This is a genomic window from Alteromonas sp. P256 (assembly GCF_036864455.1).
Classification (GTDB): Bacteria; Pseudomonadota; Gammaproteobacteria; order Enterobacterales; family Alteromonadaceae; genus Alteromonas.
On sequence record NZ_JAZETM010000001.1, the window covers coordinates 608,769 to 631,539 of the forward strand.

Sequence of the window (22,771 nt, forward strand, 5' to 3'; positions counted from 1 at the left end):
TTAAACGATTACATCTAGCGTACCTTGGTCAATTCAGCTAGTGCCTTGGTCAACCTAGCTAGCACCTAACTCTTCAGCAATACGCTCTGCCTGATTTTTTTCACCTTGCACAAAAGACTTCCATTGCTGCGCCATAGCGCGGCTCTTCTGGTGTTTTTCTGCCTCTGCAAGTTGATTCAATGCCAATGCATACTGTTTTTTGTTAAATAGCGCCATGCCCTTAACTAGATACACTAAACCAGGATTCCTCAAATCACCTTTTTCTAACGCTCTATCGACAGCGGCAATAGCATCGTCCCAGCGCTCTTCGTTCAAGAGAATTTGAGCAAGTTGTGCATCAAGCTCGCCATTGTCTGCAAGGTTTGCCGCCTGCATCATGACAGGTATGGCTTTATCTTGCTCTTTGGCTAACGACCAGCTTTGACCTAAGAACTTTAGATTACGAAGGTTTTCTTCCAACACACCTTCATTCATCGCCTGTTCCATCAACTTAGCCCCTTTGTAAGGTGCACGATGATAGTAATAAAGCTGTGCAAGATTAAAGATATCTGCCGAAGATTCTATGAAGCCTCGTTGATAGGCAGTTTCCATCATAGCTAACTGCTTTCTCTCTTCGCCAAGTTCGCCGTACATGCCCGCTAACTGGATCCAATACTTTGGTTCGTCAAACAACTTGACCATTTTTACCAAAACATTTTTTACTTTTTCTGGCTGCTTTAACTCATAAAAAACGGCCCGCTGAAGGATCAACCAAGATTCATCAGGTAACATTCCCTCAGCTTCGTGGTCGGCTACCGCTTGGGATATCCAATCGGCAGCTAGCTCATACTGCTCGCTTTGATAGTAAGCCTGTGCTTTGATTACCTTATTTTTAGGTGGTATGGGGCCCGCGTTCAACGACTCCCAGCGCTCAAGATATGTAATAGTCTCATCAAAATTACCCTGCATTAAATTAAGTTGGGCAAGACTGAAAAGCGTTGTCATCTCAAACTTTTCTGGGATTGGTTGTTGCTCAACGACTTTAGCGAATGATTCAAGCGCTTTATCATAGTCTTCATCGTTGTAGTAGATGAAGCCATAGAAATTATACATCATGGCTTGTTCGTAGGCGTTCATCGAAGATTTCTTTTCTTCAACTTCACCTAGTATGGCAAGAGCCTCTTTCACATCACCAGACTCATCCGCCGCAGCCTGTGCACGCGCCAGCTGCTCGTACACCTTGCCTCTTAGCGTTGGAACTCGACGCGTTTTTTTCTCACTAGCCTTCTGCTCTTGAGCTACTGCTTCGGTTGCCAGCAGTAAACCTGGAATAGAAACAGTCGCTGAGGCGATAGCAAACGCGATAGCGCTAAACAATGTATTCGTCTGTTTTCTCATCTTGTTCTACTACCCGTCAATTTGGAACGTAATACGGTTTTGAATACCAGACACTTCTGTAGGCTCACCATTGACTACACGCGGCTTGTATTTAAACTTCATTGCCGCATCTATTGCTGCTTGCTCGAACAACCCTTCTGGATTTGCTTCTATCACTATTGGGTCGCGCACCGCTCCTTGCTTGGTTACGGTGAACTCAACAATCACAAATCCTTCGATACCACGCTGAAGTGCACGTCTTGGATAAACCGGCGCAACCTTAACAATTGGTAAATATTCACCATCACCAGATTCCAGAGCTAGCCCGCCGTCTAGTGAAATGTCGTCGCCAACATCCGCACCAAAGTCCATTGATGTTCCCTCAGCATTCGGTGTGGGAGAATCCATCTGCGGCTGCTCCATTTGTGGTGGCGGCTGCTCAGGCTTAGGCGGCTTTTTAGGTTTGCGGTCTTTTTTCTCAACCTGCTCATCCTGCTTAACCCTCACAAAGTCAAGCACGCTTCCCTGAGGCGGCTCAGTTAGTGCGCTTCCACCCATCTTGATCAATGACTGCATCAAGAAGAACAGGCCTAACGTGATCGCAAGGGAAATAACAAATGCGATTATATATCGTGGCATGATTTATTGCTCTTGCGCTGCAATCGAAACATCAAATACACCTGCCGCACGCGAGGCATCCATTACCTTGATCAAGGTTTCAGTTGTCGATTCTTTATCTGCTTGAATTACGACCGTACCCTGAGGGTTTTCTGCGTGCAAACGCTCGATATTTGCCTGTACGGCACGCACATCGATGCGGCGTTTGTTAATCCAAATGTCGCCCTTATCAGAAATAGCGATAAGAATGTTAGCGCGATCCTTTTTAACAGCCGTTGCTGCTTCAGGACGGTTCACATCGATACCTGCTTCTTTAACAAAAGATGCAGTAACGATGAAAAAGATCAGCATAATAAATACGACGTCCAACATGGGCGTCATGTCGATGGCTGCTTCTTCTTCATCGACCAAATTTTGAAAGTGCTGCTTCATAATAAATACCTTACCTTAATGCGACGTCGCATTAACGTTGAATAATCAATGCATCCTCAAGATGCGTGCGTTCAGATTTCACCATACGATTTAACCAGGTAGCAGCGAAGACACCAGATAGTGCTCCAACCATTCCTGCCATAGTAGGAATAGTCGCTTTCGATACGCCCGAGGCCATAGAACGGGCGTTACCCGAGCCAGAAATAGCCATAACGTCGAATACTTCTATCATACCGGTTACTGTACCCATCAAACCCAACAGCGGACAAAGCGCTACAAGTGCTTGGATAATCGGAATACTGCCATTTAGCCGTATAGTTAACTGCGAAATCGTTTTCTGACGGACTTGTTCAGCAAACCAGGATGAACGGTCGTTGCGCGCTTTCCACATTGCGACCGCATCTTTCTTTGCTTGTTTGTGCCAAACCAACAGATACATTGCACGCTCGAGGATCAAAAGCCACATAACGAATATCAGCAGACCGATGACCAGGAGAACCTGGCCACCTGTTTCTGTGAAATCGCGAATTGCTTCTAGAAACTCGATCATAATTAGCCTCGCTCAGAACGCTCTGCGATAACGCCAGATGCTTGTTCTTGAAGAATGTACACGATGTTTTTAGAACGTGTGTTAAGCATGGCGTAAAGCAATGTCATAGGAATTGCTACAACCAAGCCAAGAACCGTTGTGACAAGTGCTGTTGAAATACCGCCAGCCATCAGTTTCGGGTCACCAGTACCAAACAACGTGATTGCTTGGAAGGTATTAATCATACCGGTTACTGTACCGAGTAGACCCATAAGCGGTGCCACAACAGAGATAATCTTGATAATAGTTAAGTTACGACCTAGCTTAGGCACCTCACCTAGAATTGCTTCAGTAAGATGCAGCTCTAGCGCCTCTACGTCAGCATTAGGGTGCTCGTCGCGCACTTTCAACACACGGCCAAGAGGGTTGTTTGTATTCACTTCTTTACTCTTAAGCTGTTTGTTCACTTTCATACGAGTAAGTGTTAGGGTAATTAGACGCTCTAATGCCAATAACAAACCAATTGCACCAACTACTAGAATAATATAGCCAACCGGACCACCTTGCTCCACACGCTCTTTCATATTAGGCGCTTGAACAAGAAGACCAAGAATTGAACCACCCGTTGGGTCAATACCAAACTGCACAAGCTCGCCACTTGATGCTTGAAGCTCTGCCGCTGAATCGTTGTAACGATCGGCTGGCTGACGAATAAGTTCTGATACTGTGCCAGTGACACCGTTGTAGTCTAGGTATTTACCGTCTGATACCAAGGCAAATGGGCCTACACGAACTACAGATTTGTTCACTTTCTCACCACCCGCTTCAACAACGTCGGTTGTGAAAGTAGTTACTTTGCCAGACTCGGTCATTTCACGCTGCATCTCAAACCATACGCGCTCAATTTCTTCAATTGATGCCAGCTTCGAGCTTGAGCCCATGTCCTGTGCCATTCTGTCTAAAAAGTCAGAACGACCTGGGATTTGCGCTGAAATAACAGAGTTATAGAATTTATTCTTTGTATCGCCAGCAATTTGCTGTAATACGCCGAACAATTCTTTAAGTGAACCAAGACGAGTGTCCAGAGCACCATTAAGGTCAGCTAGTTTAAACTCGTTTTCTTCAAACTGTGTTTCAAGTTGCTCAGATTGAGCAAGCATTTGGTCGCGTTTTTCACGGGTTTCGCGAAGAATACGGTCTTGTTCTGCACGTTGAGCCTGGAAATCGCGTTCGCGCTGTTTGTTTTGCTGTGATTGTGCAAATTGGCCTTCTTCAAGCTGTTTTAGCAAGGCGTCTAGGTCCATTGCACGGTCGCTTTGTGCCATTGCACCAGCGCTGATACCAAGGGCTATTAGACCAACAGCGATACGTTTTACTGTATTAAACATTCTCATCAACCTCTTAGTCTGTAATTGCTACTGGCAGCATTAGCAAGTCTGGGGCAAGCTGTTTCTTTGCCATGCGCAGACCTTTTGTTATTTGTGTACGGTAGCTGCTATCAAGCTCTTCCCATTGACGGGTTTGCTTGTTCCACACGCCCTGCATGCTCGCGTCGCGCGTTTGATAAATAAGTGCAGTGCGACCAAGTCGTAAAAATTCTACATCACGCTCTTGACCGTTAATTGAATGAAGGCCGCTGTAAGCTTCCATTGTGCGCCCGTAGTCCATTTCAACTTGAAACGCTTCCATCACGCGGCGGAATTTTTCAGAAGCAGCGACATCAGCTCTATCCATCATGGCACGTAAATCAGCTACGCGGTTTGCGCGCTCTTCTGGAAGAAATGGCATGTCTAGCTCAATGAACTGAGCCAAGCCGTCAATCATACGCATCATCAATGGTGTAATTTGACGCTCAACAACCGATACTTCATCGATAGCAGCGTTCAAATCTGCCATTTCTTGCTCTTGACTATTGATTTGCTTACGAAGCTGAGTGTTGTAAACCTCAAGGCCTTCGATCTCTTTCATCAATGTTTTGAACTGTTGAAGTTTGCTGTCAATTTGATCGGTAATTCCGTTGATCTTTTCCTGCGACTTTGCCGCAGATTCGTTTATTTTCGCTGCCTCATCGACAACGGGCTTTAAGACTTCATCGTCTTGTGCAAGCACTGGTGTGGCACTAAGCACACTAGCAACAAGCAAGGCGTTGATAAGCTTCATACATTCAAACCTTTCAAATTAGGAAATATCGGTAATTTCCGACTGTAAAAATCAGCGGGTAGGATAGGAGTTTTCCGTGACAGTTTTATTACAAAGAATTTTAAGTGCAATAAAAAAGGGGCTTACGCCCCTTTCCTGTCTTAGAATTCGTAGGTGTATCTCACACTTACGTCAATGCCCTCTTGCTGGCGAAATATCGGTAGGTTTTCTTGCAGTACTTCCTTTTGCTCATCAAATATATTTCGAACTGCCAAACGTATTTGAGAATTAAAATCTGGGAAGTAGGTGTAAGTTAAATCTAACGAGTGGAAAGTTTCTTCCTCAGCATCTGCGTTACCACGCGTACCCGGAACAATAATTCGCGGGCCAAATGCATTATATGCAAGTGTCGCTGTGTGCTCTCCGTTATCAGAGTCCCAACCAAGTTGTAAATTCACAACCCATTCACTGTGACCCACCAAGCGACGCTCATTATTAGTTACAATATTAGAAGCACTTGTAGCGTCAAGCGCATCTAGTACTTGGCTTTCAAACAATGAAATTTCATCGTCATCGATGGCACCAATGGTCACGTTAGAATCTGACAGCGTGAAGTTTCCGGATAAAAAGAAGTTATCGAATTTCTCACCAAGGGTGTTAAGCCCCTGAAGGAAATCAACCTCCACGCCGTACAAATCGCCCTGCTCAGCATTGGCTGTCAGCAAGTTAGGTGCTGCACCACCAACGGTTCCCAACTCAATAAGCTCGATAGGATTAGTAATGTCTTTGTAGAACAACGCTACAGAGACGTTATCGCCACCATCCCGATACCACTCCCAACGCAAGTCAGCGTTGTCAAGCTTCGAGCTTTGCAGCAAAGGCGAACCTCGAACAAGGAACTGTGTGATTGGGTCGATAAAGAAACTTGAGCTCACATCACGTAAATCTGGACGTATCGTAGATTGACTGATGTTGAAGCGGAACTGCATTTCATCGTCAAGAATATAGGTTAAACCTAATGATGGGAAAAAGTCGTCTTCTTGGAAGGTAAAGTCGACTAAATCCTCTACAGACTCAGAAAATTGATTAGAGTGCGCAGTGAATGGTACCGATACTTGACGGAAATCTTCGTAACGGAAACCACCGCTTACGCGCCACTTCTGGTCAATAAATGCATCTGCCATTAGGTAATAAGCGTCTAGCTTCATACCAGCTGAGAACTCATCACCGTCGGCCATACCTGAAAGGAATAAGCCTTGACCTGAACCGCTGCGATAAAAATCTGGATTGTTAATTCGCTCTTGCGAAAAAATCTCATCAATTCTGTCACCGCGTGATAACTCTTGGTCTAACGAGCGATGCGTAACCTCAATAGGAATGTTGGTAGCTTTACGACCCTTGTCATAAAAATCAGCACCCGCTTTAAGGTCGATTTCCGCACTGCCAATTGTGAACGGGAAGCTCGCTGCCCAGCCAAAGTTGTCCGCTACGTCGCGTAAGTCTTGCCATTCAAGATTTACACTGGTAGCCGATACATTTTGCAATTGCTTCTGAACAACATTACCGTCTTCAATCGTCAACTCAAATATCAGGTCTAGATTACCTGGCGAGTAACGGCGTGCACGACTGGTACCAACATACCAATCGAATGTTGCAAAATTATATTCTGGGAAAGTGTGCTCACCTTTCAACTGTGTGGAAGACATACGACGTTCTTCATACACAATATCGACGCGCTCAAACTCGCGTACTCCGGCAACTGTTTCGTTTACGTCGGTAAAATCACGCTGTCTCAAACGGTCACTCATATCGTGCAGCAACACATTGTTTAGAGAGAACCGGTGATTATTGCTATATTCATAACCAAAGTTCAGCATGCCACTCCAAGTGACTGCTTGCTCAGTCTGAACACCATCAAAAAACTGAGCAAAACACTTGGTTCCACTCACTTGTTCTTCAGGTAGCTCAGAACACCCAACGGTACCCATATTGGCGCCAATCGTTTGGTCTTTTACATTCCATTCATTGCGATAGAAAACCGATGAGAGAAAGCCAAACTTACCGTAGTCAGTCTCAAAGGAGTTACCCAACGTTGCACGAGCTGTGGTATTGGGGTCGACACTTATTTGGTCAGGGCCAATATCCCAGTTGATGTCCGACAGCATTTCCTGACGTTCTTCAAGGGTTAATGGAAAAGACAAACTACCTTCAATACCAGCGCTTGACTGCGCGGCATCTAAGCGACTGCTAATGCTAGTAGGTAGTGCGCGTGTTCCATCGTCACGTCCTGTCCAATCATCGCTTCCGCCATCGTAGAAAAATCCATCATCGAAGTTGTTCGTATTGGTGCCAATACCAGCGGACAGCCTAAATATAAACTCTGTTGGAATTGATTTGGTACGAATGTCAACATTACCACCACCAAAATGTGCAGGCATATCAGGAGAAAATGACTTCTGCACACTCAAGCTTTCAATAATGTCCGATGGAAATAAATCGAGGGGTACTACCGACCGAGTTGGATCGGGGCTTGGCACATACATGCCGTTTAACTGCGTACTTGAATAACGCTCACCTAAGCCACGAATATAAATGAACTTGCCATCTACCAACGTTAGGCCGGTTACACGTCGAAGTGCTGCACCAGCGTCGCCATCACCCGTACGGGCTATCTGCTCAGCACCCAAAATATCTGCAACAAACGCTTGATTCTTACGTTCTTGCATTACTGCTGTAGCGGTACCTTTTAAGCGAGAAGCCGTAGCAACTACTTCTTCAATAACTTCGTCTTCAGATGCCTCAGCTTCTTGAGCTAATGCAAGAGACGGTGTGGTAGTGCCAAACGCTAGGGCGGCGCACACTGCTATACCAAGGCGAGATGGCCTCGATAGTAAGCGGGAAATATCACTCATTATTAAACTCCGAAAATCTAGAACAACACGTGCTTTAACGCATAAAACGTGGCGCTCTTAGAGAGCGCCACATTGCGTCGTGCGATTTATGTGACTATTCCAGACCTACAGTAACCCACCCTTCAGTCCAGTCGTTTTCTTCGCCTACCGCGCCAACAAAGTCAACACTGTCGAAGAAGCTGTTGATTTCTTGAACATCAGTAGCACCTTCTAGAAGAACCGAACCTGCCGCAGGCTGGTAACCGTTTGTAGCTAGTCCTAGACCATCTGGAGCAACAACTCTGTTTGAAGCTTCACCTGTGAACCAGTCACGAGAGAAGTCTGAGTCAAAGTTATTAGCTTCAGAGCATGCTACTACTGAGCTTTGCATTGATAGTGTACCGTCGGTAGCTAGTGCTTGAGACTCTGTACCGTTTACACGTAGGCAGTTACCGAAATTCTCAGGACCAGTAACCAATACATTGAAAAGTGAACCAGCTGTACCTGCACGTAGACGAACACCATTAGTTGTATTGTCGCCAATAACAGTTAGGTTAGCCACGTTAGGGTTAGTAAGCGGTCTTGCAGCGGCATCAAACTCACTGTTATCAGCCTCAATACCGTTGTCACCTGCAGATTCGTCCTGCTTAATGAGTACATATTGGATGTTACCTGTCCAGCCGAATGACCAGTCAAGGCTGTCATCGCCGTTTGCAGTTAATACCACGTGCTTAACGCTTACTGAGCCACCAAAGAACTCAAGACCATCGTCTAAGTTTTCGTGCACTTGAATGTAGTCGATAGCAGTACCAGAACCAACACCCGCAAGCGTAATGCCGTTAAGCTCGTCGCCATTACCTAGCGTGCGTCCTGCGTGCTTAACTACTACGTAGTTGATAGTACCTGAATTATCGTCAGCAACGTTGCCGCCGAACTGACCAGCATCACCTTCTGCAGCTACACCACAGTTTGCTAGTTCGTCTTCGGTAGTATCACCAACCTGGTCACCGCAGCTGTTTGCTGGTGCGCGTCCTAGAACAACTAAGCCACCCCACTGACCAATGTCAGTCTCTTCACCAGTTACATCTTGGATAGAAGTCATCACGATAGGTGCAGCAGCTGTACCTAAAGCCTGTACCTTAGAACCACGACGAACCACTAGGAAGTCTTCGCCACGTTGGCCAATGATTGTAGTACCTTGCTCAATCCATAGCGTTGCAGGGTCAACATTGTCGTTACCTACTGCTGTACGACCGTTAAGCACCCAGTGCGCATCGTTAGTTAGTGTAACGTCAGCAGTGAACGTGCTGTCAGCACCAAGTAAATAAACTGGCTTGTCAGTGATTTGCGGGAAATCAGCTGAAACATCAGTTGCCAAACCTTGTTCAAAGGCGTTTTGAAGATTAGTTGGGAAGTTACCTGGTAAGAATGCCCAGCCTTCAGTCCAATCGCTCTCTCCGCCGAATGCACCTTGATAATCAGTTGGAACGAAGAAACCGTTAGTTTCTGATAGGTCAAGACCTGTACCTAGAAGCGGAGAACCGTCAAGTGGTGTTCTGCCGTCTACACTTAAACGCAGCGCGTTTGCTGTGCTTACCGAGTTGTTGTCTTGGCCAGTAAACCAGTTGCGAGTAAAATCGTTGCCAAAGTTTGTCGCCTCTGTACATGCCACTGTTGAGTGAGTCATGGTTAGGTCGCCAGATGTGGCAAGTGCCTCTGACTCTGCACCATTAACACGTAAGCAGTTTTGATAACCATCAGGACCAGTTACCACTAAGTTATGAATCTTACCTGCAGTACCTGCACGAAGGCGTACGCCGTTGTTCGTGTTATCACCCACAATAGTCATGTTTGCGATAGTTGGGTTAGTAAGAGGGCGTGCGCCAGCATCAAATTCACTGTTATCAGCTTCGATGCCATTGTCGCCAGCTTCCTCGTTCTGACGAACGTAAACAAACTGTGCATTACCTGTCCAACCGAAAGACCAATCTAAGCTGTCATCGCCATTGTCAGTTAATACAACATAACGAACGCTTACCGTACCGCCGAAGAATTCAAGACCGTCGTCTAAGTTTTTGTGCACTTGGATGTGATTAACGTTAGTGCTTGAACCAACACCAGCAAGCGTAATACCGTTTAGCTCGTCACCGTTACCTAGCGTACGTCCTGCATGTTTAACTACAACGTACTGAATAGTACCTGAATCGTCAGTAGGAACGTTTCCACCGAACTGGCCTGCGTCACCTTCTGCAGCAACACCACAGTTCGCTAGCTCATCTTCTGTAGTCTCACCCACCTGGTCACCACAGCTGTTTGCTGGAGCACGACCAAGAACAACCAAACCACCCCACTGACCAATATCAGTTTCTTCGCCAGTAACGTCTTGAATAGACGTCATTGTGATTGGCGCATTTTCTAGACCAAGCGCTTCGATTTTAGAACCACGACGAACCACTAGGAAGTCTTCACCAGCCTGACCGATGATAGTTGTTCCATTTTCGATAAACAAAGTCGCGCTATCAACGTTATCACCACCAACAGCAGTGCGACCGCTTAGTACCCAGTGTGCGTCATTGGTTAAAGTAACGTCTGATGTGAACGTAACGTCTCTGTCTACCAAGTAAACTGGTTTGTCAGTGATCTGTGGGAACTGAGAGGAAACGTCTACCGCTAGGCCTTGGTCAAATGCATTTTGAACGTCAGTTGGGAAACCGCCATTGATACCTACTGTCCAGCCTGTCATCCAGTTGTTTTGACCGTCGAAGGCACCAACATATTGTGCATTTTCGAACTCTGGCTCGATATCGCGAGGGTCTACACCGCTAGTTAGCAATACAGAATCAGCCAGCGGCGCGTAGCCGTTTGCAGCAAGGCTTAGCTGAGCAGTAGGAAGTACTTGGTTGCTTTCTTGAGCAAGGAACCACGCTTGCGTTGAAACACCACCGATGTCACCTGATGTGAACTGCTCTGCGTCGTCAGCACATGAAACGATGCTGCCAGTAATAGCAAGTTCGCCACTTTCTGCATTGGCAACACTTTCGTCACCGTTTACGCGTAGACAATTGCTATAGCCTTCAGGACCAACAACAAGTAAGTTGCTGATTTTACCCGCAGTACCTGCACGCAGACGCACACCGTTTGTTTCAGGTGCACCAACTACAGTCACGTTAGAGATGCGTGGGTTAGTAAGAGGACGCGCTGCGGCATCAAATTCGCTGTTATCTGCTTCAAACGCATTGTCGCCAGCAGCAGCGTCTTGTTGGATATAAATATATTGTGCGTGTCCAGTCCAACCGAAAGACCAATCTAGGCTGTCGTCACCGTTTGCAGTTAGTACAACGTGGCTTACGTTTACAGTACCACCGAAGAACTCTAGACCATCGTCAAGGTTTTGGTGTACTTGGATATATTCCACTGTGGTCTCAGAACCCACACCCGCTAGCGTAATACCGTTAAGCTCGTCACCATTACCTAGTGTACGACCAGCGTGCTTAACTACAACATAGCGAATTGAACCAGAATCGTCATCAGCAATGTTCCCACCGAATTGACCGGCGTCACCTTCTGCAGCTACACCACAGTTAGCAAGTTCGTCTTCTGTTGTTTCGCCAACTTGGTCGCCACAGCTGTTAGCAGGAGCACGACCAAGAACAACTAAACCGCCCCACTGACCGATGTCTGTCTCTTGACCTGTTACATCTTGAACCGATGTAAATACGATAGGTGCATCAGCACGGCCTTCAGCTTCAATCTGTGAACCACGACGAACTACTAAGAAATCTTCACCAGATTCACCGATGATAGTAGTGCCTGCTTCAATTGAAAGCACTGCAGAGTCTACGTTATCGCCGCCAACTGCTGTACGACCTTGTAAAACCCAATGAGCGTCAGCTGTGAAAGTAACGTCTTCTACAAAAGTAGTTCCTTCATTAAGACGATAAACTGGCTTGTCAGTAATTGAAGGGAACTCTGCAGAAACATCTGTTGCTAAACCTTGAGTGAACGGGTTATTTGCATCAGTTGGAGTAGGTGTTGGTGTTGGAGTAGGTGTTGGTGTAGGGGTTGGAGCTGGGTTGTTAACAACAGAAGAGTTATCAGAATTGTCGATAACGTCGCCTTCGCTGATATTGATGTCGCCGCCACAACCAGCCAACACAAGTGCCGCTGCTACTGCAGATATTTTGAAGCTTTGCTTTATAAACATTAATTTCTCCGCTGGAAATAAGATCTTGTACTAATCAGCGAAGAAGACTACCTAAGATTAATGACACTTTTGTTACACTATGACAGTGTAACAAAAGGTTCATTTGGGGGCAGGGAGGCGGCACCATTGGGTAATTATGTATTTCTCTCCTGACTTTACAGGATGCGCCTGATGAAGGCTTTTAGGATTTACAACGCCGTTTTTTTGAACGTTACACCATACCAAAACGTCCCCCTGTTTTGGTGAAAAGCGTTTTTTTAAATGCAAAAATTCAGTTTCGCCACCATTTTCAACTGAATTGAGATACACCATACATGTCCAACTACGCTGTCCCCTACGACCGGCAAACTTGCTATATTCAGAAGAACCCGGCTCAAAGTAGTCGGTATGCTGTTTAAACTGCTGGTTTATATCATAGTGTTGTGCCTGAATGGGTTCGGACGTATCGTGCACTTTGCCCATTAAAGATTTTAACTTTTCGCTCAAACGTTCTGCCAAATCGGCTTCAAGGCTGGCGAAGTCACATGTACTGGAAGTACGGTATTGTTGAGGCTTATCACTACTCACTGTGGTAATGGTGGAGGGCCTCAACCCTTTTTTTATGCTGTTGACGGCCGCGTCACACAAATCTGAATCGAAGCACCCAGTTAGCTTATAGACACAAAAATCACTATTCCCAAAGGTTTCATAATCAACTGTGTCAGAATTTGTAATATTGGAAGAGTAAGAATCAGCACTTTTTTCATCACCGAGAAAAGCCGGTTTTGGTACCAACACTCTATACCTGTTAGCCAATTGCTGTTTTTGGCTTTCCGATAAATTCGCTCCTAATAAAGGCACAATTTGATCATGCACAAATCCATGATTTATTAGCGTAAAATAAAGTTCTGTTCCGCTTACGCCTTTAAGCGTATTTTCTAACACCCAGCGCTTCCACGTACTATTCACTCGCTACTCCAATGCTTTGCTTCTCATCGTCTAATAGACGACGCTGCCGTAACAATACATCTTCACGAATGGGAAAGTACCCATCTCGAATGACTTGGTTTTGTCCCTGCTGCGATAAAATATAGCGAATAAACTCTCGTTCAAGCGTTGGCAACGGCTCTCCCGGCTTTTTATTCACCACCAAATAGAGAAAACGCGCAAAGGGATACGTCTCATCTCGCACTGTATCGATAGAAAGAGGAATCAAGCTATCCAAAGTTTCACCCAACGCGAGCGCCCTTACCCCGGCAGTCTTATAACCATATGCTGCGTAGCCAATAGCGCCGGTTCCGCTCGCTACTGATAATACTACCGATGCCGACCCCGGTTGTTCATTCACGATGTTTTTAAAATCGCCATCGCACAAAGCCGTCACTTTAAACAGCCCATACGTACCCGATACCGAGTTGCGCCCATAAAGTCGAATTGGGGACCGATATCCACTTTGATCCACGCCCAATTGGGACCAGCGGTTAATTTGCTTTTCTGCACCACAATATAGCGTTTGAGAAAAAATGGCATCAACGTTCTCTAACGTCATACCTTGAAGCGGGTTTCTTCTATCCACGAAAATAGCAATCGCATCCATGGCTACTTTTAATACCGTCGGTGGATAACCATGCACATTGATAAAGTCGCGAATCTCACTGGGCTTTAGCGCCCTACTCATTGGCCCGATCGTCGCCGTCCCCTCAATAAGCGCGGGCGGTGCAGTTGATGAGCCCGATGCTTGAATTTGAAACCCCACCTGTGGATATAAAGTTTTAAATTCTTGCGACCAAAACGTCATTAGGTTGGCAAGTGTGTCAGACCCTACTGAGGAGAGTTTACCGGCAACGCCTGGCACTCTCTCGTAGCTGGGTATCGTCGGCTTAGTCGAAACAGTTGGCGTTTCATTCCCATTACTTGCTGCGTTGGTCAATGACTTTTGCGCACTACTGGCATGTATGATGCTGGCCTGCGCGGCGCTCGCAATCATTAACGCAGCTAATACAGTCACCATACATAACGAAGAAACCCTGTTGACCAAACTCACTCTTTTCATTCAAACGCCTTCATTCACCCACCTGCATTCACACGCTTTTATTTATAAACCAGAACTCATTACCTGAAATCACGATTGCTCGGCGATAAGCTCATTGTCTAACACAAATGAAAAGTGACTGCCTTTACCAATCTCACTGCTTATATCGAGAAACGAATTATGATGGCTAAGCACGTGTTTCACAATAGAAAGCCCTAATCCCGAGCCACCGGTTTTTCTAGAGCGTGCTTTATCAACCCGATAAAAACGCTCGGTAAGTCGATTTAAATGCGTTGGCTCAATGCCGTCACCATTATCAATTACAGAAAACTGGGCACCGGCAGGTTGACGACTCCAATAAACATTGATTTCACCACCTGGAGGCGTGTAGTGCACGGCATTAAATACTAAATTAGAACAAGCGCTGCGTAATTCTGTTTCCACGCCATATACAAACAAGTCATCTTCTATATGAAATTTGATTGTATGTTGCTTTTCTTTGTTGAGAGCCTGGGCTTCCCGCTCTATTAGCGCAAGCATAGAACCAATATTAACGACGTTTTCGTATACCCTTTCTGAACTGGCTTCTATTCTGGACAGCACTAGCAGGTCTTCAATCAGATTTTGCATTCGATGAGTTTGGGTTTCCATTTCATGCATGGCTTTTTTCATGAAGGGATTAGCATCGTCACTTTCCGGCATTATCTCTAAGTATCCGTTAATTACCGTTAACGGCGTGCGGAGTTCGTGAGACACGTTGGCGACAAAATCTTTGCGCATGGCCTCTAATTGGGATACGCGGGTAATATCTCGGGCAATGAGCAGCAAATGCTCCTCACCATAGGGCATAATTCGATATTCGAAGGTTTTATTAGCGTTTGTCGGCGAGGGTACTTCAATGGGGTACTTATAATTTCCCGCATGAAAGTATTGAATGAACTCTGGGTGTCTAATTAAATTGTCGAGCCGACGCCCGGCGTCTTTTGGCCACTTCAACCCAAGCTCAAGTCTTGCTAATCGGTTACACCATAAAATACAGGCCTTAGAATCAACTACCACGGCAGCATCAGGCAATGCCTCTGAACCTTCCCTAAAGCGCTTTACCAGCTCACCAAGCTCTTTTCGCTTATTGCGGTTTCTGCGCTGTAAATAGTAAATCCCTTCATAAATGTGCTCCCAAACGCCACGTACTGTGGGGGGGGACATCTTTCGGCTATGCCACAACCAGCGATTTAATTTGTACAAATGCCAATAATTAAATAGCAGTAAAATGACAGCGCCAAAGGCCACAGCAAATACCATATCGTTAATTAACCATCCTCCAATGGCAAACGCCATCAAGAATAATAATAAACGGACTGTACTTCTGAACCATGAGAAGGGGTAGTACATAGTGGAACTCGTGTTACAGAAATTTACGGACACATGGCCAATAGCACAATGTGTCCCTAGTGTGGGGCGTTAAGACTTACCTGAAAAGCGGTATCCGGCTCCACGAACGGTTTGAATCATAGCATCATGACCATGACTCGAGATAGCTTTGCGCAATCGTCGAATATGCACATCTACCGTTCTATCTTCAACATACACATTAGTACCCCACACATTGTCGAGCAGTAACTCTCGACTGTACACGCGCTCTGGGTGCGTCATAAAAAAGTGCAGTAGCTTAAACTCTGTCGGGCCCATATCCAATGGCTCATCATTTGCCGTAACGCGGTGAGAAACCGGCTCAAGCTTAAGGCCATTGAATTCGATAGGCTCTTCGTTTGACGTTGGCGTTACGCGGCGCATGACAGCTTTTATTCGGGCGACTAATTCTTTAGGGGAAAATGGCTTGGTAATATAGTCGTCTGCACCTGCATCTAAACCGCGAATTTTATCTTCTTCTTCGCCTCTTGCGGTAAGCATAATCACTGGAATATCTCTTGTGAACTCATGCTGCTTTAGGCTTTTGGCCAGCTGTACACCACTACCACCAGGTAACATCCAGTCAAGCAGAATAAGATCAGGATATGGCTCACACACTTTCTCTTTGGCAATATCAAAATCTTCTGCTTCAATTACAGTGAAACTCGATTGTTCCAAAACGAATTTTAGCATTTCACGAATGGGGGCTTCATCTTCAACCACCAATATTGTGCGAGACATGTTTGTTTTCCTAGTCATTTCTAATTTTTCGCTATTATTAATGTGGTCTGTGACATTTTTATTAAAGTCATTACAATTATGTGTCAAGTTTTGCATATATTCTACTCAGTACATAGTTTGAACACATAATCTTGTTAATTAATAGAAATTTGCATATTCTTACGAGGCAAAAGCGCAAAGAGCTACACTACTCGATTTTAGACAGGGGCAAGTTTATCGATGGCTGCGGTTAAAACAGGGTTATCAAGGAAGCTTTTAACAAGAGTACTTTCAGTATATTTTGCGCTTACACTTATTGTGACAGTGGGTCAAATATTCACCGAATATCTCAGTACAAAAAACCACGTTGAAGAAGAGCTTCAAACCCTTAAAAATACATTTTCTTCTAGCTTAACCCGCGCCATGTGGGAAATTAACGATGACCAGGTAAGAGCAATTGCCGAAGGCCTTATGTCTATCCCCATTGTAGAGGGTTTGCAAGTACGTGGCGAAAACGGCAACTTTATTACCGAGCAAGGCATTCGTAAAAGTCGTTCACCTAATCCAGTAGAGCGTGAGGTGATTGAAGACCATTCCGGTGGCGTATTTAGTTACAGCTTTCCTCTGGTGTTTAAGTTCGCAGGCCGAGAGTCTACCGTTGGCGATGTCACCTTATATTCTAGTTTCGACACTATTTTCAGTCGAATTGAGGTAGGGGTATTTTTCCTTATAGGCAACGCGATTGTGAAAACCACCTTTCTTGTTTTTCTATTTATGACGGCCTTTCGCACTATGCTATCGGAGCCTCTGCAGAATATTACTGAACAAATGGGCAGGTTCGACCCCGAACGCCCAGAAGAGAGTAAACTAACTCTTGAAGTAAAAGACGACAACGAACTACTGCAATTAAGAGACTCATACAATAGTGTCATTGATGACTTAATTGCCTCAAATCACAAGCTAAAAAGCGCTCAAGATGAGCTTACCGCCGCAAACACAAAACTAGACGACCAAAACTTGGTACTCGAACAAGAGGTGGCGAAAAAGACTGCATCATTGTCGCAAATCATGCTCGACCTTGAGCAACAAAAAGATGAGCTTATCTCCCACCAGCGAGAGTTACGTCAAGAAAACAAGAATCGGCAGTATATTGAAAGCGAATTGCGCAAGAAAAACGATGAGCTGGCCGGCTCTATGCAAACCTTGAATCAAGCGCAGAAGCAATTGGTTGAGTCAGAAAGAATGGCGTCGCTAGGCGGGCTTGTTGCCGGCATTACCCACGATATCAACACACCTCTTGGGGTCAGTGTTACTGCTGCAAGCTTTCTACAAGAGCGACTTATTAACCTTAAGCAAGACTTTGAAGACACCAGCTTAACCAGTAAAAGCATGGCAAGTTTTATTGATGAGGCCGACCAGACTGCTAAATTGCTCCTTAACAACCTCGGCAGAGCGTCAGATTTGATTGCCAGCTTTAAACAAGTCGCCGTAGACCAAACCAGCGAGAATGAGCGCGACTTTGACCTAGGCGAATATATTGCCGAAGTGCTTCAATCCCTACAGTCAGGTTACAAACAAACTAAACACAATATTACGGTAAATTGCCCGCCAGAACTAATAGTCACCTGCGCACCGGGCGCCATAGCGCAAATTGTAAGCAACCTTACTATAAACTCTCTTAACCATGCATTTGAAGATAAAGCAGTTGGAAACATCAATTTAAATGTTGAAGCAGTTGATGACCAAGTAGTCATGCATTTTGAAGACGATGGTAAAGGCCTAGCGAAAGACGAACTCTCTCAGTTATTTGATGCCTTTTTTACCACTAAACGAGGCTCAGGTGGCAGTGGCCTAGGTACGCATATTGTGTATAACTTAGTCACTCAATCGTTGAATGGTAAAATTGATGCCCAAAGTGAGCTAGGTAAAGGCCTTCGTTACACCATAACGTTTCCAATAAGCCAACATTAAGACGTGTTGAACGTTGCTCTACAAATGTTGGGCTAACAACACGCACTAAGGCGCACAAGCTTTTTCTACCGCTTTTCATTGCAAGCCTTGCTCAATTGAAAACGTGCAAGGCTGCCCAAGCACTTCTAACCATGCATTTCCAATTGCGCGGTGACGCGTAGGTTGATACGCTTGCGCCCTAATTTTTGAATGAGATCTTCCCTTCTATGTGGTTTAAAAATATAAAAGCATTTCAATTAACACAGCCACTGTCGCTCGATGATGACGATTTAGAACGCAAGCTTAACGAGCATGCTTTTAGGCCTTGCGGCAGCCAAGATATGGCGACTATGGGATTTGCTTCACCTTTTTCTCAAGCTGGCAAGTCGGGCACCATGTTTCACTGTGTTCAGCAGCGCTATTGGATAACGTTGAAAAAGCAGGAAAAGATTTTACCTGCAGCGGTTGTTAATGCTGAACTTGAAGAAATGGTTGCCAAGATAGAAATGGAAACTGGCGCTGCGGTTGGCAAAAAAGCCAAAACAGATTTAAAGCAAGAAATTCAAACGCGCCTGCTACCACAAGCATTCACAAAAAATAGCTATACCCATGGATTTATTTCGCTACCGGACAACTTAGTGGTAGTGGATGCCTCATCAGATGGCAAAGCCGAGGCGTTTCTCGCTATGGTAAGAAAGGCGATTGGTTCACTGCCTGTAGTGCCATTTACCCGTCATAGCCTGCAAAGCGAGTTAACGCATTGGGTAACAGACGCGACGCCAGATAACATCGATTTGCTTGAAGAAGCAGAATTAAAATCTGCTGACGACACTGGCAGTGTCATTCGCTGTAAAAATCAGCCTCTTGATAGCGACGAAATTAGCCTGCATTTATCTGCAGGTAAACTTGTTCAAAAAGTGGCGTTTGAATATGCTGAAAGTCTATCGGCGATAATGTGTGAAGATGGTGCGGTGAAACGCATTAAATTTACCGATCGCATTAAAGAAGAAACTGACGACGTTCCTAAAGATCAGGTTGAAGCTCGTTTAGATGCAGAGTTTGCCCTGATGTCAGCGGAAATAACCACGCTGTTAAACTTTCTTCGAGATACATTGAAACTGAATGACAACGACCTGTAGTTTTCATTAACACACACTCTAAAGCGTGTTGATTACCCCCAAAGACAGCTATTGGGGGTAATGTATTATTGAGGGTAGTGTATTATTGCGATAAATCGAGTCTCACCCGCATCATCTCTGTAAGCATGCGGCTGATCTGCCGCTAATACGCATTGCTCCCCTGCTTTTAGCGTTTCCCACTGGCCTTTTTGCATCACACTTAGCACGCCAGACATAACATGAATACGCTCAGTTACACCTGCTTGGTGGGCTGTGGAGTGTTGCTCATGGTGTTGAGTTAAAACCAATTCAAACACCTCAAATGACGTGAGCGGATCAAAGGGGAATAAGGTTACAACCTGCATATTAGGGTCGGCAATCAACTCAACCTGCGGTTGCAGTGCGCTGTTTTCATTACTGGTTTGCTGACTGCTTTCTTGGCTGCTTGTTTGTGTTGTTGCAGTATTCCCTAAGAACGAAGAAAAAGAGCACTGTAGTCCAGTGGCTATTTTCCACAGCGTAGCAATGGTTGGACTCGACTCCCCTCTTTCTATCTGGCCTAACATGGCTTTTGATACGCCGGTTAACTGAGACGCACTATCGAGTGATAGCTCTCTTTCGCCCCTTACCCGTCGTAAATTTTGCGCCACATTATGGGTAATTTTACTTCCGCTATCTTTCAACATACCTACCTTATTGCCAAGAAATCATTAAAACCTTTCGGCTCAGTATACGTTACTTTTTGCACTTGTGCGCTATAGCGCACAAGTGCTACTCTTACCATGTGAAAGTTGTGCGTTATAACGCACAACATTGTAATAGCGGCGATCACTTTTCAACATTAGCGCAGTAAACACGTTCAAACGAAGGCATAAACAATGAGTGGATTTTCTTTACGGCATATCAGCGCGGGGGTCACCGCTGTCATTGTTGGCTATAGCAGTGCTGTTGTCATTGTTATAGACGTCGCGAAGCGTGCCGGCGCATCAGACGCTATGGTGGTAAGTTGGCTACTAGCCTTAGGGCTTGGCATGGGGGTGACTTGTATTGCCTTTTCATGGTTCACTAAAGTCCCCGTGGTAACGGCATGGTCGACACCAGGAGCCGCCTTTTTACTTACCACAGTAGAGCAATACTCTTATAGCGACGCTATCGGCGCTTTTATAGTGTGTGCTTTTCTATCGCTGATAACAGCGCAAAGCAGACTTCTACTTAAACAAATTGGCCGTATTCCACCCGCCATTTCTAGTGCGCTTCTTGCCGGTATTTTACTGCCCCTGTGCCTCGCTATTTTTAGTGATGTGAATGAGTATCCCTATATCGTTGCGTCATTTTTAGTGGTTTATATAGCCGGCAGTCGACTTTTTCCTCAATATTTAATGTTGGTGCTATTAATTCTGTCTCTCATAGTGACCGTTTTCATGAACGGCCAGGCCAGCAACGCAGACATCAGTTTTGTTTTCGATGCCCCTTGGCCTGTGTGGGTCACACCCACATTGTCATGGTCAGCCGCCATCGGTTTAGGCGTACCGCTATTTATCATTACAACGCTATCGCAGAACTTACCGGGCATCGCCATTCACCACATCCACGGGTACTCTCCAGACCATAAACCCATACTTTCAGGCATCGCTATTGTGCAAGGAATACTCGCCCCTTTTGGCGGCTTCACGTTTAATCTTGCCGCGATTACTGCTGCAATTTGTATGGGAAATGAGGTAGACAACGATAAGCAGCAACGTTACAAAGCTGCAATAGCTGCTGGTATTGCTTATGTAATAGTTGGCCTTTGTGCGTCGGCTATCGTGGCACTGTTTGTCAGCATGCCTAACGTTATCATTCATCTATTAGCAGGACTGGCTTTGCTAGCAACACTTCAGGGGGCATTTTCCAAAAGTATGGAAACGCAGTCTCATCGCGCACCGGCACTGTTAACACTGCTGTGCACGGCATCTGGATTCAGCTTGCTTTCGTTACCCTCTGCGGTGTGGGGGCTTGGACTTGGACTCGGATTACTTTTTGTGCAAAAAAGGGAAAGTAAGCCTTCTTAGTTTGTTCTTTTTCATTGACCTTCAATATAGCTTCGCTCAATAAAAAGCCAGCGCGTATTTTCGGATAGACAATGTCTACCACAAATATGTGTGCTGGCTTTCTTTCAATTCAATACCTTTTAAATAAGGTGCAAAGGCCTTAAAGCCATACGCTTTACATGAATATTTGTTTCGCTGAATTTGACAGCTCTGTAAACTCATCGCTGTGCAACACGCTAATGTCATCAACCACGTTCCGCTGCATGGCTAAATTGAGTACGGCATCTTTTTGACTATCCATCGCGCCTGATAGGGCTGCGCCCACGCGAACAAAATCAATATAGTCTACGTTTTCAGGAATAAAGCTCAGGTCTTTACAGTGCTGTGAAACGTTAACAAAGGTTTCGTCAAATTCCCATTCTTTCATAATGCTCGCACCCACTCGACCAGATAGCTTATCTATTGCCACATCGAGGAATGAGGGGTTGGCAAAGATTTCTGGGTGACGCTCGGCTTCAGTTAATACAGGAAGCACACCAATATTGTGAACTAATGCGGCCAGCGTCATGGTATCCAGACTCAACTCACGTTTTTTCGTTCTCGCTATATAAAGCTGTAACACCGCCATTGAGTTTGCAACGATACCAACGGTACTCGCCCATTCTTTTTGCAAATAGCGCGTGACGATGTCATTTTTTGACACAAACAGCTGTTCCATGGCCAACGCAGTAGAAATATTTTTAATTTGGCGAAGACCAATTCGCGTAACGGCTTGACCAATCGACGTTACTTTTACGCTACGCCCCATGTACGCACTATTCGCAATCTTAATCATGCGGGCGCCTAGTGATGGGTCTTGGCCAATAACATCAGCCATTGCATTAAGGTTTATATCAGGGTTATCTGCCGCTTTTCTTACTTTTAACGCAATTGCTGGAAGCGTAGGCAGTACAAGCGTGTCATTATTTATTTTTTCAACAAGAATAGTTGAGAGCGCGTTCTGTGTAGACATAGTTCTACCCTTAGACTTTTTATGGCTTGTTCAAGCCAATCACTTACTAAAATATTAATATCGTTTATGCAGTAAAGCGCGATTCGCTAGCGGCATAATCGATAGTTGTGCGTTCGACTTTCATTTTTATTACAACATCCCTTCGTATTTTCAGCGGGACAGGCATTTTATAATAGTATAACGTTAACCATACTATCGCAGTGTTTCGATTTCGACCAACTAAATATACAGGCGAACAAGCCATCCATAACAGTATAGATAATAGACAATAAAATACTTTTGATTTCAAACAACAAAGTAAATAGTAGAAGCTATTTGCCTCTGATGTAAAATCAAATTAGTACAATCAAT

17 protein-coding genes are annotated in these 22,771 nt (G+C 45.1%); 3 read left to right on the forward strand and 14 right to left on the reverse strand.

Annotated features, from left to right (window positions below):
- Window positions 1–54: 54 nt before the first annotated feature.
- From V7R39_RS02665 to phoB, 12 genes are all read right to left on the reverse strand, one after another.
- Entirely contained in the window at window positions 55–1,377 is a 1,323-nt protein-coding gene (locus V7R39_RS02665) for a tetratricopeptide repeat protein (RefSeq protein ID WP_334027867.1), read from the reverse strand.
- A gap of 9 nt (window positions 1,378–1,386) precedes the next feature.
- The gene (locus V7R39_RS02670; RefSeq protein ID WP_334027869.1) at window positions 1,387–1,995 is read right to left on the reverse strand and encodes an energy transducer TonB; all 609 of its coding nucleotides are present in this window, start codon (window positions 1,993–1,995) and stop codon (window positions 1,387–1,389) included.
- Window positions 1,996–1,998: 3 nt separating this feature from the next.
- Complete coding sequence (locus V7R39_RS02675) at window positions 1,999–2,406, reverse strand: ExbD/TolR family protein (protein WP_334027871.1); 408 nt, start codon at window positions 2,404–2,406, stop codon at window positions 1,999–2,001.
- Window positions 2,407–2,437: 31 nt separating this feature from the next.
- Window positions 2,438–2,956, reverse strand: coding sequence for a MotA/TolQ/ExbB proton channel family protein (locus V7R39_RS02680; protein WP_032096297.1), 519 nt, complete (start codon window positions 2,954–2,956; stop codon window positions 2,438–2,440).
- Window positions 2,957–2,958: 2 nt separating this feature from the next.
- Window positions 2,959–4,323, reverse strand: coding sequence for a MotA/TolQ/ExbB proton channel family protein (locus V7R39_RS02685; protein ID WP_334027874.1), 1,365 nt, complete (start codon window positions 4,321–4,323; stop codon window positions 2,959–2,961).
- Between the two features lie 13 nt (window positions 4,324–4,336).
- Complete coding sequence (locus V7R39_RS02690) at window positions 4,337–5,095, reverse strand: DUF3450 domain-containing protein (protein ID WP_334027876.1); 759 nt, start codon at window positions 5,093–5,095, stop codon at window positions 4,337–4,339.
- Window positions 5,096–5,235: 140 nt separating this feature from the next.
- The gene (locus tag V7R39_RS02695; protein ID WP_334027878.1) at window positions 5,236–7,986 is read right to left on the reverse strand and encodes a TonB-dependent receptor domain-containing protein; all 2,751 of its coding nucleotides are present in this window, start codon (window positions 7,984–7,986) and stop codon (window positions 5,236–5,238) included.
- A 94-nt stretch (window positions 7,987–8,080) separates the two neighbouring features.
- The gene (locus V7R39_RS02700) at window positions 8,081–12,169 is read right to left on the reverse strand and encodes a hypothetical protein (RefSeq protein ID WP_334027880.1); all 4,089 of its coding nucleotides are present in this window, start codon (window positions 12,167–12,169) and stop codon (window positions 8,081–8,083) included.
- Between the two features lie 99 nt (window positions 12,170–12,268).
- The gene (locus V7R39_RS02705) at window positions 12,269–13,093 is read right to left on the reverse strand and encodes a prolyl hydroxylase family protein (RefSeq protein WP_334027882.1); all 825 of its coding nucleotides are present in this window, start codon (window positions 13,091–13,093) and stop codon (window positions 12,269–12,271) included.
- A 16-nt stretch (window positions 13,094–13,109) separates the two neighbouring features.
- Entirely contained in the window at window positions 13,110–14,201 is a 1,092-nt protein-coding gene (locus tag V7R39_RS02710) for a PstS family phosphate ABC transporter substrate-binding protein (protein WP_334027884.1), read from the reverse strand.
- 69 nt (window positions 14,202–14,270) lie between these two features.
- Window positions 14,271–15,572 carry a phosphate regulon sensor histidine kinase PhoR gene (gene phoR / locus V7R39_RS02715; protein WP_334027886.1) on the reverse strand — a complete coding sequence of 434 codons (1,302 nt, stop codon included), beginning with the start codon at window positions 15,570–15,572 and terminating at the stop codon, window positions 14,271–14,273.
- A 69-nt stretch (window positions 15,573–15,641) separates the two neighbouring features.
- Window positions 15,642–16,331: a phosphate regulon transcriptional regulator PhoB gene (phoB, locus tag V7R39_RS02720; protein ID WP_032095733.1), complete on the reverse strand. Its 690-nt coding sequence runs from the start codon at window positions 16,329–16,331 to the stop codon at window positions 15,642–15,644.
- A gap of 219 nt (window positions 16,332–16,550) precedes the next feature.
- Here phoB and V7R39_RS02725 point away from each other — a divergent pair, with 219 nt between their 5' ends.
- Together V7R39_RS02725 and rdgC are read left to right on the forward strand one after the other, a co-directional pair.
- Entirely contained in the window at window positions 16,551–18,281 is a 1,731-nt protein-coding gene (locus V7R39_RS02725) for a HAMP domain-containing sensor histidine kinase (protein WP_334027889.1), read from the forward strand.
- A 206-nt stretch (window positions 18,282–18,487) separates the two neighbouring features.
- A complete protein-coding gene (gene rdgC, locus V7R39_RS02730) occupies window positions 18,488–19,399 on the forward strand; it encodes a recombination-associated protein RdgC (RefSeq protein WP_334027891.1) in 912 nt (303 codons plus the stop codon).
- Window positions 19,400–19,464: 65 nt separating this feature from the next.
- On the opposite strand, the gene V7R39_RS02735 is transcribed toward rdgC, so the two are convergent.
- Window positions 19,465–20,064: a helix-turn-helix domain-containing protein gene (locus tag V7R39_RS02735; protein ID WP_334027893.1), complete on the reverse strand. Its 600-nt coding sequence runs from the start codon at window positions 20,062–20,064 to the stop codon at window positions 19,465–19,467.
- 192 nt (window positions 20,065–20,256) lie between these two features.
- Between V7R39_RS02735 and V7R39_RS02740 the strand changes: the two genes are divergently transcribed.
- Window positions 20,257–21,429: a benzoate/H(+) symporter BenE family transporter gene (locus tag V7R39_RS02740; RefSeq protein ID WP_334027895.1), complete on the forward strand. Its 1,173-nt coding sequence runs from the start codon at window positions 20,257–20,259 to the stop codon at window positions 21,427–21,429.
- Window positions 21,430–21,583: 154 nt separating this feature from the next.
- Here V7R39_RS02740 and V7R39_RS02745 read toward each other — a convergent pair whose 3' ends face one another.
- Window positions 21,584–22,420 (reverse strand): HDOD domain-containing protein, encoded by an 837-nt coding sequence (locus V7R39_RS02745; protein WP_334027897.1) that lies wholly within the window; start codon window positions 22,418–22,420, stop codon window positions 21,584–21,586.
- Window positions 22,421–22,771: the final 351 nt, after the last annotated feature.

What these genes read in the sequence shown, in the direction of transcription:
- V7R39_RS02665 (WP_334027867.1), bottom strand. Translation starts at nt 1,377, where the DNA reads ATGAGAAAACAGACGAATACATTGTTTAGCGCTATCGCGTTTGCTATC.
- V7R39_RS02670 (WP_334027869.1), bottom strand. Translation starts at nt 1,995, where the DNA reads ATGCCACGATATATAATCGCATTTGTTATTTCCCTTGCGATCACGTTA.
- V7R39_RS02675 (WP_334027871.1), bottom strand. Translation starts at nt 2,406, where the DNA reads ATGAAGCAGCACTTTCAAAATTTGGTCGATGAAGAAGAAGCAGCCATC.
- V7R39_RS02680 (WP_032096297.1), bottom strand. Translation starts at nt 2,956, where the DNA reads ATGATCGAGTTTCTAGAAGCAATTCGCGATTTCACAGAAACAGGTGGC.
- V7R39_RS02685 (WP_334027874.1), bottom strand. Translation starts at nt 4,323, where the DNA reads ATGTTTAATACAGTAAAACGTATCGCTGTTGGTCTAATAGCCCTTGGT.
- V7R39_RS02690 (WP_334027876.1), bottom strand. Translation starts at nt 5,095, where the DNA reads ATGAAGCTTATCAACGCCTTGCTTGTTGCTAGTGTGCTTAGTGCCACA.
- V7R39_RS02695 (WP_334027878.1), bottom strand. Translation starts at nt 7,986, where the DNA reads ATGAGTGATATTTCCCGCTTACTATCGAGGCCATCTCGCCTTGGTATA.
- V7R39_RS02700 (WP_334027880.1), bottom strand. Translation starts at nt 12,169, where the DNA reads ATGTTTATAAAGCAAAGCTTCAAAATATCTGCAGTAGCAGCGGCACTT.
- V7R39_RS02710 (WP_334027884.1), bottom strand. Translation starts at nt 14,201, where the DNA reads ATGAAAAGAGTGAGTTTGGTCAACAGGGTTTCTTCGTTATGTATGGTG.
- phoR (WP_334027886.1), bottom strand. Translation starts at nt 15,572, where the DNA reads ATGTACTACCCCTTCTCATGGTTCAGAAGTACAGTCCGTTTATTATTA.
- phoB (WP_032095733.1), bottom strand. Translation starts at nt 16,331, where the DNA reads ATGTCTCGCACAATATTGGTGGTTGAAGATGAAGCCCCCATTCGTGAA.
- V7R39_RS02725 (WP_334027889.1), top strand. Translation starts at nt 16,551, where the DNA reads ATGGCTGCGGTTAAAACAGGGTTATCAAGGAAGCTTTTAACAAGAGTA.
- rdgC (WP_334027891.1), top strand. Translation starts at nt 18,488, where the DNA reads ATGTGGTTTAAAAATATAAAAGCATTTCAATTAACACAGCCACTGTCG.
- V7R39_RS02735 (WP_334027893.1), bottom strand. Translation starts at nt 20,064, where the DNA reads ATGTTGAAAGATAGCGGAAGTAAAATTACCCATAATGTGGCGCAAAAT.
- V7R39_RS02740 (WP_334027895.1), top strand. Translation starts at nt 20,257, where the DNA reads ATGAGTGGATTTTCTTTACGGCATATCAGCGCGGGGGTCACCGCTGTC.
- V7R39_RS02745 (WP_334027897.1), bottom strand. Translation starts at nt 22,420, where the DNA reads ATGTCTACACAGAACGCGCTCTCAACTATTCTTGTTGAAAAAATAAAT.